General features: G+C 56.5%; 13 protein-coding genes. 7 read left to right on the top strand and 6 right to left on the bottom strand.

Going from position 1 to position 11,693, the window contains the following annotated elements:
* Window positions 1–20: 20 nt before the first annotated feature.
* Window positions 21–194 (bottom strand): hypothetical protein, encoded by a 174-nt coding sequence (locus ABJL60_RS06285; RefSeq protein ID WP_348285623.1) that lies wholly within the window; start codon window positions 192–194, stop codon window positions 21–23.
* A gap of 245 nt (window positions 195–439) precedes the next feature.
* Between ABJL60_RS06285 and ABJL60_RS06280 the strand changes: the two genes are divergently transcribed.
* On the top strand, window positions 440–1,042 hold the full coding sequence (locus ABJL60_RS06280; RefSeq protein ID WP_348285624.1) for a porin: 603 nt from the start codon (window positions 440–442) through the stop codon (window positions 1,040–1,042).
* Between the two features lie 57 nt (window positions 1,043–1,099).
* On the opposite strand, the gene ABJL60_RS06275 is transcribed toward ABJL60_RS06280, so the two are convergent.
* The 4 genes from ABJL60_RS06275 to ABJL60_RS06260 all read right to left on the bottom strand — a co-directional run bounded on the left by ABJL60_RS06275 (window position 1,100) and on the right by ABJL60_RS06260 (window position 3,936).
* Complete coding sequence (locus ABJL60_RS06275) at window positions 1,100–1,933, bottom strand: TPM domain-containing protein (RefSeq protein WP_348373566.1); 834 nt, start codon at window positions 1,931–1,933, stop codon at window positions 1,100–1,102.
* 90 nt (window positions 1,934–2,023) lie between these two features.
* The gene (locus ABJL60_RS06270) at window positions 2,024–3,196 is read right to left on the bottom strand and encodes a pyridoxal phosphate-dependent aminotransferase (protein WP_348373565.1); all 1,173 of its coding nucleotides are present in this window, start codon (window positions 3,194–3,196) and stop codon (window positions 2,024–2,026) included.
* Window positions 3,197–3,259: 63 nt separating this feature from the next.
* On the bottom strand, window positions 3,260–3,604 hold the full coding sequence (locus ABJL60_RS06265) for an antibiotic biosynthesis monooxygenase (RefSeq protein WP_348373564.1): 345 nt from the start codon (window positions 3,602–3,604) through the stop codon (window positions 3,260–3,262).
* Window positions 3,601–3,936: an NIPSNAP family protein gene (locus ABJL60_RS06260; RefSeq protein ID WP_348373563.1), complete on the bottom strand. Its 336-nt coding sequence runs from the start codon at window positions 3,934–3,936 to the stop codon at window positions 3,601–3,603. The genes ABJL60_RS06265 and ABJL60_RS06260 overlap by 4 nt, the downstream gene beginning before the upstream one ends.
* Window positions 3,937–4,008: 72 nt before the next feature.
* Between ABJL60_RS06260 and ABJL60_RS06255 the strand changes: the two genes are divergently transcribed.
* From ABJL60_RS06255 to urtE, 6 genes are all read left to right on the top strand, one after another.
* On the top strand, window positions 4,009–4,686 hold the full coding sequence (locus ABJL60_RS06255) for a winged helix-turn-helix domain-containing protein (protein WP_348373562.1): 678 nt from the start codon (window positions 4,009–4,011) through the stop codon (window positions 4,684–4,686).
* Window positions 4,687–5,200: 514 nt separating this feature from the next.
* The gene (urtA, locus tag ABJL60_RS06250) at window positions 5,201–6,451 is read left to right on the top strand and encodes an urea ABC transporter substrate-binding protein (RefSeq protein WP_348373914.1); all 1,251 of its coding nucleotides are present in this window, start codon (window positions 5,201–5,203) and stop codon (window positions 6,449–6,451) included.
* A gap of 66 nt (window positions 6,452–6,517) precedes the next feature.
* Window positions 6,518–8,443 carry an urea ABC transporter permease subunit UrtB gene (gene urtB / locus ABJL60_RS06245; protein WP_348373561.1) on the top strand — a complete coding sequence of 642 codons (1,926 nt, stop codon included), beginning with the start codon at window positions 6,518–6,520 and terminating at the stop codon, window positions 8,441–8,443.
* 2 nt (window positions 8,444–8,445) lie between these two features.
* Window positions 8,446–9,621, top strand: coding sequence for an urea ABC transporter permease subunit UrtC (gene urtC, locus ABJL60_RS06240; protein ID WP_348373560.1), 1,176 nt, complete (start codon window positions 8,446–8,448; stop codon window positions 9,619–9,621).
* On the top strand, window positions 9,618–10,358 hold the full coding sequence (urtD, locus tag ABJL60_RS06235) for an urea ABC transporter ATP-binding protein UrtD (protein WP_348373559.1): 741 nt from the start codon (window positions 9,618–9,620) through the stop codon (window positions 10,356–10,358). The genes urtC and urtD overlap by 4 nt, the downstream gene beginning before the upstream one ends.
* 3 nt (window positions 10,359–10,361) lie before the next feature.
* The gene (gene urtE / locus ABJL60_RS06230; protein WP_348373558.1) at window positions 10,362–11,057 is read left to right on the top strand and encodes an urea ABC transporter ATP-binding subunit UrtE; all 696 of its coding nucleotides are present in this window, start codon (window positions 10,362–10,364) and stop codon (window positions 11,055–11,057) included.
* Window positions 11,058–11,059: 2 nt separating this feature from the next.
* On the opposite strand, the gene ureG is transcribed toward urtE, so the two are convergent.
* Window positions 11,060–11,692, bottom strand: coding sequence for an urease accessory protein UreG (gene ureG / locus ABJL60_RS06225; protein WP_348373557.1), 633 nt, complete (start codon window positions 11,690–11,692; stop codon window positions 11,060–11,062).
* Window position 11,693: the final 1 nt, after the last annotated feature.

Here is an 11,693-nt window from a genome sequence, read left to right as displayed (position 1 = left end):
TCAGAGAAAGGGCTTGGCGGTTAGCCCTGCACAGGTCGCCCCCGCGCCGCACGGCCGCGTTCCGCACCGATGGTGCGTACAACAAGTGCGATTTTGCACCGGCTTCGCTGCACAGACGTCCTCCCAAACATCACGCGTGGATCATCGCGTACGTCGCCAGTGTGCCCGTGGTCTACCTGCGACGTCTTGTCCATTTGCGACGTGCATGTGTTTTTTCGATCGCGTCCCGCAATGCGGTTTTTTCGGCGGAAAAACACGCAACAGGCGGGAAAATGTCGGCGGGATTTTGCATTCTGGCACAGGCTTGCCGAGCGGCGCGTGTTTGGATGGTCAAGGCTGGCATGCACCTGAAAAACGACCATGTGTTGTCCCATGCAAAGCGGCACCCGCATAAGGGACCGTTTCTGCGGATATTGTGGCAAGTAACAGGAGAAACACTATGAAATGCAAGATAATGATCACCGCTTTGGCAGGGTTGGGCACCAGTCTTGTCGCGCTGCCGGCTTTGGCGGGCAGCCCCACGGAAACAGTCGCACCCGAACCGGTGATCGCATCCCCGCCACCCCCACCGCCTCCGGTGTCATTGGGCGGCGATTGGGGTGGTTTTTACGGCGGTTTGCAATTGGGCAATCTGGACGTGGATGGAACAGGTGCTGCGGACGGTGACGATGTGATTTTTGGTTTTCACGGCGGCTACAACTACGACTTTGGCCAATTCGTGGTCGGTGGGGAATTCGATTATGACTTTGGCGATATTGATCTTGGCGGGGCGGCCACCGTTGACAATGTGATGCGTCTAAAATTGAAAGCTGGCTACGATTTGGGACGCACCTTGATTTATGCCACAGCTGGTGCGGCGCGGGTCGATACGTCTTTGGGGAATGAAACCGGAGAGTTTCTGGGCCTTGGCGTTGCCTATCAGGTCAATGACCGTTTTGTAGTCGGGGGCGAAGTTCTAGAACATCGCTTTGATGATATTTCGGGCAGTGGTGTTGACGCGGATGCCACGGCTGTGACGGTACGCGCGTCGCTTCGTTTCTAAACAAACGCCATGGCCGTTGGCGCTGTATTGCGCCAGCGGTCTTGGCATATGGACGTATCACCACCGCCCTGATGCGCCGCCACCCCCCGAGCTGCCACCACCAAAGCTGGATCCGCTGGAGGATTTCGAAATTCTGGAAATTGAATAGGCGCTGACCATTCGGTAGTCGCAATTGGTGCAGTATTTTGTGCGTTCACCCGAACCGCTTGCGCGGGTTGTGGCCCGTTGCAGAATGCGGCGTGTGGCGCGAAGCCCACCTGTCTGGCCGCATTGCGGACACTTGCGCAGACGCATCAAGCGGTCCTTGATCCAATTGCCGCCAAAAAGCCAGATGAAAGGCACCGCAATCACGGCCAACCACCACGGCGCGCCTTTCCCTTTCGGGGCCTCTTCACCGGCGCTGTGGGGCACAGCAATTGTATCGACCGTATCCTGAACCCCCTCCAAGATGCCTGTGGCGTAATACTTGTCGCGGAATTTGGGTAAGAAGCTGCGGTCAATGACGGTTTTAGCGACACCATCCCAGGCCCCCGAATATCCCTTACCCAGTTCGATGCGCATGGCCCTGTCCTGATATAGCACCAGCACCATGATCCCATCGTTGCGGGTTGCGTCCCCAACGCCCCAATGATTGAACAACCCTGTGGCGAAGGCCTCCATCGTGACATCCGGATTGTAAGTGGCTTGCCGCGTCAGGGTCACAACGGTCATTTCCACGCCGGTTTCATCGCGCAGCTTTGACAGTGATCTATCCAGCTGCATGCGTTGTTCAGCCGTCAGCAACCCGGCAAAATCGTTGACGGTTGTCGATGTATAGTCGGGATAAAAGGTCTGTGCGCTGCCAGCCAACGGGCAAAGGCACAGCAGGACTGCAAAAAGGTAACGGATCACGGTAAACTCCCCCTTGGTAGATGCAGGCAGTTTACCGCAAGGACCCTTGTCCGTCAGGTTGTGTTTTCCAGACCCTTTTAGGTCGGGTTTTTACGTATCTAGGCTTTGGGCAAACGCGCAAAGGGTACGCAAAGCGTCCGAGAATTGCGTGTCTTCGATGGTCATGGCCACACGCACATGACCCGCGGCAGCAGCGCCAAAGCTTTCCCCCGGCATGACAGCGATGTGGTGGGCATCCAGCAAGGCGTTTGCAAAACCTTCGCCCGACAGACCGGTGGCCCGGACGTCCAGCATCAGGTACATTGCCCCTTGGGCAGGCACCAGACCCACTGTGTTTTGCTCGGCCAGAACCTGTTTGGCCAAGGCACGTCTGCGGCGGAACGGGGCTGCGATTTCTTCTTCAAAAGCAGGGCCCTGATCCATGGCAAATACTGCGGCGTCCTGAATGAAACCCGGCACGCCGTAGGTTGTGTGGGTCGACAGGTTGATCGTGGCTTCGATCACGTGTTCGGGGGCCACGATCCATCCGCATCGCGATCCGGTCATGGCGTGGGATTTGGACATAGAACCCACGACCAAAGTGCGTTCGGCCATGCCGGGCAGGGCGCGGGGGCTGATATGGGTGCCTTCCCAGATTTGCGTGTCGTAGACTTCATCCGAGATCAGCCACAGGTCATGATCAAGACACACCCGTGCGATGCCGTCCAATGTGCTGCGGGAATAGACGGTGCCGGTGGGGTTGTTGGGGCTGTTGATCAGAAGGGTTTTTGCACCCTTGGCTTGCGCGGCAATGTCGGCGGCACGCGGTTGAAAGGCATCTTCTGCACGGGTCTGGATTGCCCGCGGGATTGCGGAGGCGCCGCGAATGGTGCCGGGGTAGGTGGCATAAAATGGATCAAGATACAGCGCCACATCGCCGGGGTCACACAGACAGGTGTGTGCGGTAAACAATGCTGATTGCCCACCCGGTGTGACCATGACGTTGGCGGCTGTGGTGGGCACGCCTGTTCGCTCTTGTACGCGCGCTGCGATGGTTTCGCGCAGGGCCGTCGTGCCTGGCACCATTGCATAACCTGTGTGCCCGCCCAGCGCAGAGGCATGCATGTCGCGCAAGATAGGGGCAGCTGTGCGAATGTCGTGTTCACCGATGGTCAGTTCCGTCACGGGGGTGCCGTCCTTGATCATCTGACGGGCGCGATAAAACACGTCCCATCCGTCGGACCCTGTGCCCAGAATGGTCGAAATGCGTTGGCTCAGTTCCATGGTGCGATTCCCCTTAGGTGCGGTCGCGCCACGTCGCCCGAGCCGAGCACCGTTGTCAATATCTCACCCGTGCAAAGCCACGCTGTCTGTTGGGGCCTGTGCGCGATCATGCAGCCCGTAGTCACGCATGACATGCGCCACCCGCAAACGATACCCTGAAAACAGACCATCACGCCCCGCCGATTGCGCCCCCCGGTGCGCATGCAAACTGCGCCATGCAGTCACGGCCGCTTCGTCGCGGAAAAACGACAGCGACAATAATTTGTCGGGGTTAGACAGGCTTTGGAACCGTTCCACAGAAATGAACCCGTCGACCTGATCCAGCAACGGGCGCATCTTGGCGGCCATCTCCAGATAAGGCTCCATTTTGCCCTCAGCCGGTTCGACTTCGAAAATCACGGCAATCATTTTGTTTCTCCATATGGCGCCGAATGTGGCGCTGACACCAGTTTGAGAAACGTACGATCTTCGCGCAAGATAAAGCGTTCTGATTGCGCGAATTCATAGTTCTCGCGTCCCAATGTATCTGCGGCAAGGCGGGCGCGGTAGGTCTCATAGCTGGCAAGATCGGGAATGTTGTAGATGCCATAGGCCAATGTTGATGACCCTTCATGTGGCGCATAGTACCCCACCAGATCGGCGCCACAGCGTGGGATGGCTTGGCCCCAGTTCAGGGCATACTGCACGAAGTCCGCTTTTTTGGTGGGGTCGATTTGGTATTTTATAATGCAGGTCAGCATGGGTGTCTCCTTCATATGCTGGGGCCTGTCTAAAGGATTGCCCGCAGCCGATGCTTCGGCTACGGTCGAAGTATGAAAGAAGGTCCAGATATTGCGTCTATCGCCGCGCTCATCGGTGATCCCGCCCGTGCCAACATCCTGACAGCTCTGATGTCAGGCAAGGCACTGACCGCCACCGAACTGGCGGGTGAGGCTGGCGTGACGCCCCAAACCGCCAGTGCGCATTTGGCAAAGCTGGATGCAGGCGGGTTGCTGAAAGCTGACAAACAGGGACGGCACAAGTATTTTGCGCTGGCGTCCGATGACGTGGCCGGGGTTTTAGAAGGTTTGATGGGGTTGGCGGCCAGTTCGGGGCACTTGCGCACCCGCACTGGCCCCAAAGACGCCGCCTTGCGCAAGGCGCGCGTGTGCTACAGCCATTTGGCTGGCGAAATGGGCACCCGGATGTTCGATCACATGATCGCGCATCGACTGTTGATCCAAGGCGGCGGCGATGTCGCTTTGACGGATGCAGGCACTGCTTTTGCAACTGAGTTCGGGATCGATGTGGCCCAGCTAAACCGCCAAAAGGCGCCCCTGTGCAAAGCATGTCTGGACTGGAGCGAACGGCGCACGCATCTGGCAGGCAGTCTTGGCCGTGCCATGCTGGCGCGTATGGAAGAACTGGGCTGGGCGACACGCGACCAGAAAACACGGATCGTAGCGTTTAAGAAGACGGGCGAGGCGGCGTTTGAAGGAGTATTTGGCTAGGGGCTATGTGGGGCGTAGCGGCCACCCATAGAATAACCTTCGGTCAAAATTGAACCATACTGAGTTGTATGAGAGCCAACTGAAGCGTGATGGTCAGGTGGGTATTGGCCGTGGCGTTACAGCAGGTCCAACCGGATTCACCCCTTTGTCCGAAGACCATTCCATAGCGTTGTTGCACTGCAGTATGCAAATGGCGCTTCATTTTTAAGCGCCCACAGCGGAAAAGACGCAATTTTCAGCACTATGGCCAGCAATGCGCACGGAAGACTTAATAGCGCTTCACCTCTTACGCACCACGTTCAAAGGTTTGGTTGTCCGCTTAAGGGCGCTTCAATGCCACGCGAGGGTGCAATCCTGGCAGATAACGACCCTCGCATGGCTGCAACAAAAGAGCTGCGTGATCCGCATATCAAACTGACAAGGCCTTGCCTAGCAGGCTGATGGCGTGCGCGGCCAACTCTAGAGGGTCTTTCCATTGACTATTCGTAACACACTTCTCACATCTTTTTCCGCGCTGGCACTGGCCGCTTCGGGCACCGCGGCCTTCGCGGACTGCGCCGACCCCATCAAGGTGGGCGTTCTTCACTCGCTTTCTGGCACTATGGCGATTTCCGAGACAACTTTGAAAGACACGATGCTGATGCTGATCGAACAGCAAAATGCTGCCGGTGGCGTATTGGGATGTCAGATTGAAGCGGTGGTTGTTGATCCGGCGTCTGACTGGCCCCTGTTTGCCGAGAAAGCCCGTGAATTGCTGACGGTACATGAAACCGATGTGATCTTTGGCAACTGGACATCTGTTTCCCGCAAGTCGGTTTTGCCGGTCATCGAAGAGCTGAACGGCCTGTTGTTTTACCCCGTTCAGTACGAGGGCGAAGAAAGCTCTCGTAACGTGTTCTACACCGGCGCCGCGCCAAACCAGCAAGCCATTCCTGCGGTGGATTACTTCCTTGAAGAACTTGGCGTCGAGAAATTCGCACTGTTGGGCACGGATTATGTTTACCCGCGCACAACCAACAATATTCTGGAACAGTATCTCACAGACAACGGTATTGCCGCAGAGGACATCTTCGTCAATTACACGCCGTTTGGCCATTCCGACTGGGCGACAATTGTCGCGGATGTTGTGGCACTGGGCGAAGACGGCAAACAGGTCGGTGTGATTTCAACAATCAACGGTGACGCCAACATCGGATTTTACAAAGAACTGGCTGCCGCTGGAATTTCTGCTGACGATATTCCGGTTGTCGCGTTCTCGGTGGGCGAAGAAGAGCTGTCGGGCCTCGATACAACAAACCTTGTCGGGCACTTGGCGGCGTGGAACTACTTTATGTCTGCTGAATCGGACGCAAACGCAGCCTTCATCGACAGTTGGAAGGGTTTTGCGGGCGCAGACCGCGTCACAAACGACCCTATGGAAGCCCATTACATCGGCTTTAACATGTGGGTCGCTGCGGTCGAAGCGGCTGGCACCACAGATGTAGACGCGGTGCGCACGGCGATGTACGGGCAAGAATTCCCGAACCTGACCGGCGGTACGGCGGTAATGCTGCCAAACCACCACTTGGCCAAGCCGGTTTTGATCGGTGAAATCACCGCAGACGGCCAGTTCGACATCATTTCTCAAACAACCGAAGTTCCGGGCGATGCATGGACGGATTTCCTGCCAGACTCCGCCGTATTGACGTCTGATTGGAAAGAGTTGGGCTGCGGTATGTACAACACCAAAACCAAGACCTGCGTTCAGCTGACGTCAAACTACTAAGTCACCTTTCAGGCGCACGATAGAGACGTCGTGCGCCTGTTTTTTGCTCAATACCGAAAGATCACTATGCGCCATATCCTCCTTGCTTTGATGATGATGCTCGGCGGCACGCTGGCCGCATCCAGCCAGACCTTACAAACGATTTTGCAAACCCACGCCGAAGAAATCGCCAGCCCATCGCGTAATTCTGTCGGGGTGGCTTTGGATGATCTGGTCGCGTCCGGATTGCCGCAAGTCACTGAATTTTTGGAACAATGGACAAATAAAAATATCTGGCAGCGCAGTGATGGTGTGTTCTTCATTGCCAGTAAAGCCGACAAAGACCTGACGTTGACCGACATCGACACAGGTGCGCAAAGCACGGCACCCACCGAGAGTTTTACGCGCCTTAAGCCCAACGGTGGCGTGCGCCGCGTGATTGGCACGGCGCTTGTGCAATTTCAACTGTCCGACCCTGATCTGAACCGTCGCGAAACTGCCGTCGCGTCCATCGCGCGCCGCCCCGAAGCCGCGCAACTGGCGCCATTGATGGCGTCCATCGACGGTGAAACGGATGCGGCCCTAAAAACCCGCAAGATCCAACTGGCGGCCCTTTTGTCGGCACGGTTTGCGAAAACCCCGACGGACCGGATCGCAGCAATAGACGGGCTTGCCACGGACACATCAGTCGAAGCCCGCGCCGTGCTGAACCAAATTCTATCCACATCTTCTGGCGCCGCGTTGAGCGAACCAGATGGGAATATCGCCGCAATCCTTGACCCGATGGCTGAACCAGACGCATTTTATGCAGCCTTGGTTGATGCGAGTCTTGCCCCGGCGCGCCAAACCGCTGCGGATATTCGGGGTGCCTTGGAGGCCAATATCGTTGCGGGACGTATCGGCGGGCTGCCGTTGGCGCGAATGGACGATCCTGATGTCCGTGTCGCGGCCTATGCCGCGTTGGCCGCAGACGGCACAGTGCCTGAACTGATCACCGAAGATCTGCGTGATGCGACACTTTCTGCGTATGTTTTCTTTGCGCTTTACGACGAACCCAGTCGCGACATTACGCAGGCCGCCGAAAAGGCCCTTGCGTCCGTTGAAACCCGAGTGGCTGCCGCACAAACCGTCGATCTGACACTTGATGCCTTGTCGCTTGCGTCGATCTTTTTCCTTGCGGCCATTGGCCTTGCGATCACCTTTGGGGTGATGGGCGTGATCAACATGGCTCACGGCGAATTCATCATGATGGGCGCCTACACCGGCTATGTCGTACAGCTGTTCATCCCCAACTACACCGTGTCGATCATTGTCGCGCTGCCTTTGGCTTTTGCGGTGACTTTTGCGGCGGGTGTGGTGATGGAACGTCTGGTGATCAGGCGTCTGTATCATCGCCCGCTTGAAACGCTTTTGGCGACTTTCGGGATTTCCATAGCGCTGCAACAGATTGCCAAGAACGTCTTTGGCACCCAAGCACGGCCCCTGACATCCCCTGATTGGCTGGCGGGTGCATGGATCGTTAATGATGTGATCCAGATCAGTTTTATTCGCATTGCAATTTTTGGAATGGCGCTGATCTTTCTGGCGCTGATCATCTATATCCTCAAACGCACGCGCTTGGGGCTTGAGGTTCGCGCCGTCACCCAAAACCCCGGCATGGCCTCGTCTATGGGGATCAACCCGAACCGGATCAATATGATGACTTTCGGGCTTGGCTCTGGCATCGCGGGGATCGCGGGGGTGGCCATTGGGCTTTATGCCAAAGTTACCTCTGAAATGGGGTCCGACTATATTGTGCAAAGCTTTATGACTGTTGTTGTGGGCGGGGTTGGCAACGTCTGGGGGACCTTGGCGGGGGCTGCGATGATTGGCTTTGGCCAAAAGGGAATTGAATGGTTGAACCCGTCCAACACCCTGGCTGCACAAACCTTTATGATCCTGTTTGTCATTCTGTTTATCCAATTTCGCCCCAAAGGCATCGTCGCCCTCAAGGGCCGCGCGGCAGGAGATTGAAGATGGAGCGTTCATTTTTTGCAAAAAATCCATCGGTGCTGTGGTTCCTACTAGCGCTGTCTGTGTTCACCATCGCTATGACGATCCTAAGCGAGGCCTCAGGCACGGCCATAATCTCAACCTCCTTCCTCAAAACGCTCGGCAAAACATTGTGCTTGTGCCTTGTTGCAATCGCGATGGACGTTGTCTGGGGGTATTGCGGCATCCTGAGCCTTGGGCATTTCGCGTTCTTCGGGATTGGCGGTTACGCAATCGGCATGTGGCTGATGTATGCACGCACCGAAGAGATTGTTGTGACTTCGCTTGAAAACGCGACGTTGCCGCCCACACCCGATGAGATCACCAACGCCATCGGCAGCCAAATATTCGGCGTTGTCGGCAGCTCTGACTTTCCACTTATCTGGGCTTTTTCCCATTCGTTGACGTTGCAACTTTTGGCTGTGGTAATGGTGCCCGGTGCGCTTGCGCTGGTCTTCGGGTGGCTTGCGTTTCGCAGCCGTGTCACAGGCGTTTACCTGTCGATCCTGACCCAAGCGATGACCTTGGCGCTGTCGCTGTATTTTTTCCAGAACGACACGGGGTTGCGGGGCAACAACGGGTTGTCGGGGCTGCAAAACATCCCCGGACTAGAGGCGATATCACAAGCCACGGTGTCTTTGTGGTTCTTCTGGGCGTCGGCTGTTGCCTTGGGGGCGGGCTACGTTTTGTTTGCGTGGATCACCGCAGGCAAACTTGGATCGGTCATTCGCGCCATTCGTGATGACGAGGCGCGGGTGCGGTTTCTGGGGTATCACGTTGAAGGCTATAAGCTGTTTATATTCACAATCACGGCCATTGTTGCAGGCATCGCGGGGGCGCTCTATTATCCGCAAGCTGGCATCATCAACCCCGCTGAAATCGCGCCGATTGCGTCGATCTATTTGGCGGTTTGGGTTGCGATTGGTGGCCGTGGGCGATTGTACGGGGCGGTCATTGGGGCAGCGGTCGTGTCGCTGATGTCGTCTTGGTTCACAGGCGGCGGTGCACCCGACATCAATCTTGGGTTCTACGTCATCAACTGGACGGACTGGTGGCTGGTGTTGCTTGGCCTGACGTTTGTTGCCGTGACCTTGTTTTTCCCCAAAGGCATCGGCGGCCTGTTCGATCTTTTGCACAACCGCAAAGGAGACGGGGCATGAACACCCTTCTCGAAGTGTCCGGCGTCAGCGTCAGCTTTGATGGCTTCAAAGCCATAAACAACCTGTCGATCCAGATCGGTGAGCCGGAATTGCGCGCCGTCATTGGCCCGAACGGGGCCGGCAAAACCACATTCATGGATATTCTGACAGGCAAGACAAAGCCCGATGAAGGACGTGTGATCTGGGGCGAAAAATCCGTGTCCCTTTTGGGGATGAACGAAAGCCAAATCGCGCAAGCGGGCATTGGGCGAAAATTCCAAAAACCCACAGTGTTTGAGGCGCAAACGGTGCGCGAAAACATCGTAATGGCGCTTAAAAACCCGCGCCGTCCGTTTGATCTGTTGTTCAAACGCGGGTCCGATGATGCAGAGGTGCGGGTGCGTGCGATCAGCGACGAGATCGGGTTGAGCGACGCATTGGATCACATGTCGGGCGCACTTAGCCATGGCCAGAAACAATGGCTAGAGATCGGGATGCTTCTGGCACAAGATCCACGACTGTTGTTGGTGGATGAACCGGCCGCTGGCATGTCCCCGTCCGAGCGTGAACACACAACCGATCTGTTGGTCCGCGCGGCCAAAACCCGTGCTGTGGTGGTCGTTGAACATGACATGGAATTTGTGCGCCGTCTGAATTGCAAGGTGACTGTCCTGCACCAAGGCGCGGTTTTGGCTGAAGGCAGCCTTGATCATGTCACCAAAAACCAAGACGTCGTTGACGTGTATCTGGGACGCTAAATTATGCTGAGCATTGAAAACCTGACCCTTAAATACGGCCAAAGCCAAATCCTGAACGGGGTTGGCCTCAGCGCGAAAGCGGGTGAAGTCACGGCTGTGATGGGCACAAACGGTGTTGGGAAAACGAGCCTATTGAAAGCAATTGCAGGCCGTCATCCTTATGCCTCGGGCACAATGGTGCTGGATGGCAAACCCATAAGTCATTTGAACGCGTTTGATGCAGCCAAAGCGGGCATCGCTTATGTGCCACAGGGGCGTGAAGTCTTTCCGATGATGACCGTGGTCGAAAACCTCCAGACGGGGTTTGCCTGTCTGGATAAAGCAGACCACGTGGTGCCCGACGACATCTATGACCTGTTTCCGGTGTTACACGAGATGGCCGACCGGCGGGGCGGTGATTTGTCTGGCGGTCAGCAGCAACAGCTTGCGATTGCGCGCGCGTTAATCACGCGGCCAAAGGTGTTGTTGTTGGACGAGCCGACGGAAGGCATCCAGCCCAATATCATCCAGCAGATTGGCAATGTGATCCGTATCTTGTGCGAACAGGGTGATATGGCGATTGTTCTGGTCGAACAGTTCTTTGATTTCGCGTTTGATCTGGGCGATGATTTCACGGTGATGAAGCGCGGCGAAGTTGCATTCAACCGGCGCAGCGACGCCCTTGATCGCGAGACACTGTATGCGCAGGTCGCAGTTTAGGTTTATTTCTGGGGCGCTGGGACGTCAAAACCGCCGATCTTTGACAGCAGGCTGACGACGTGGCCCGCACCGTTGCCGTTGCGCAAGCTGGTGAACACAAACGGCTTTTCACCGCGCATGCGCGCAGCGTCCCGTTCCATCACGTTAAGCGACGCGCCCACATGCGGGGCCAGATCGGTTTTATTGATGACAAGGATGTCTGATTTGGTGATGGCAGGACCACCTTTACGGGGGATTTCCTCGCCAGCGGCGACGTCGATGACGTAGACCGTCACATCGGCCAATTCGGGGCTGAAGGTCGCTGAAAGGTTGTCGCCACCGCTTTCGATCAACACGATTTCAACGTCCGGATGGCGTCTGCGCATTTCTGCAATTGCCGCCAAATTGATAGAGGCGTCTTCGCGGATTGCCGTGTGGGGACACCCGCCGGTTTCCACGCCGATCACGCGATCTTGGGGCAGAATTTGCATGCGCATCAACGCTTCTGCGTCTTCTTGAGTGTAGATGTCGTTGGTGATGACCCCGATAGAAAGGTCGGGATGCAGCAGCTTTGCCAGGGACGCTGTCAACGTCGTTTTGCCTGCACCAACAGGGCCGCCGATGCCGATCCGTAAGGGTCCGTTTGAAGATGCCATG

This window comes from Ascidiaceihabitans sp. (assembly GCF_039986515.1).
GTDB lineage: Bacteria > Pseudomonadota > Alphaproteobacteria > Rhodobacterales > Rhodobacteraceae > Ascidiaceihabitans.
The sequence above is the reverse complement of the archived record's forward strand: the minus strand, read 5'-3'. Positions and strand labels throughout refer to the sequence as shown.

Excerpts from the sequence above, each read along its gene's own strand:
- ABJL60_RS06270 (WP_348373565.1), bottom strand. The coding sequence starts at position 3,196 with ATGGAACTGAGCCAACGCATTTCGACCATTCTGGGCACAGGGTCCGAC.
- ABJL60_RS06285 (WP_348285623.1), bottom strand. The coding sequence starts at position 194 with ATGGACAAGACGTCGCAGGTAGACCACGGGCACACTGGCGACGTACGC.
- ABJL60_RS06260 (WP_348373563.1), bottom strand. The coding sequence starts at position 3,936 with ATGCTGACCTGCATTATAAAATACCAAATCGACCCCACCAAAAAAGCG.
- ABJL60_RS06255 (WP_348373562.1), top strand. The coding sequence starts at position 4,009 with ATGAAAGAAGGTCCAGATATTGCGTCTATCGCCGCGCTCATCGGTGAT.
- urtD (WP_348373559.1), top strand. The coding sequence starts at position 9,618 with ATGAACACCCTTCTCGAAGTGTCCGGCGTCAGCGTCAGCTTTGATGGC.
- ureG (WP_348373557.1), bottom strand. The coding sequence starts at position 11,692 with ATGGCATCTTCAAACGGACCCTTACGGATCGGCATCGGCGGCCCTGTT.
- urtB (WP_348373561.1), top strand. The coding sequence starts at position 6,518 with ATGCGCCATATCCTCCTTGCTTTGATGATGATGCTCGGCGGCACGCTG.
- urtE (WP_348373558.1), top strand. The coding sequence starts at position 10,362 with ATGCTGAGCATTGAAAACCTGACCCTTAAATACGGCCAAAGCCAAATC.
- ABJL60_RS06280 (WP_348285624.1), top strand. The coding sequence starts at position 440 with ATGAAATGCAAGATAATGATCACCGCTTTGGCAGGGTTGGGCACCAGT.
- ABJL60_RS06265 (WP_348373564.1), bottom strand. The coding sequence starts at position 3,604 with ATGATTGCCGTGATTTTCGAAGTCGAACCGGCTGAGGGCAAAATGGAG.
- urtC (WP_348373560.1), top strand. The coding sequence starts at position 8,446 with ATGGAGCGTTCATTTTTTGCAAAAAATCCATCGGTGCTGTGGTTCCTA.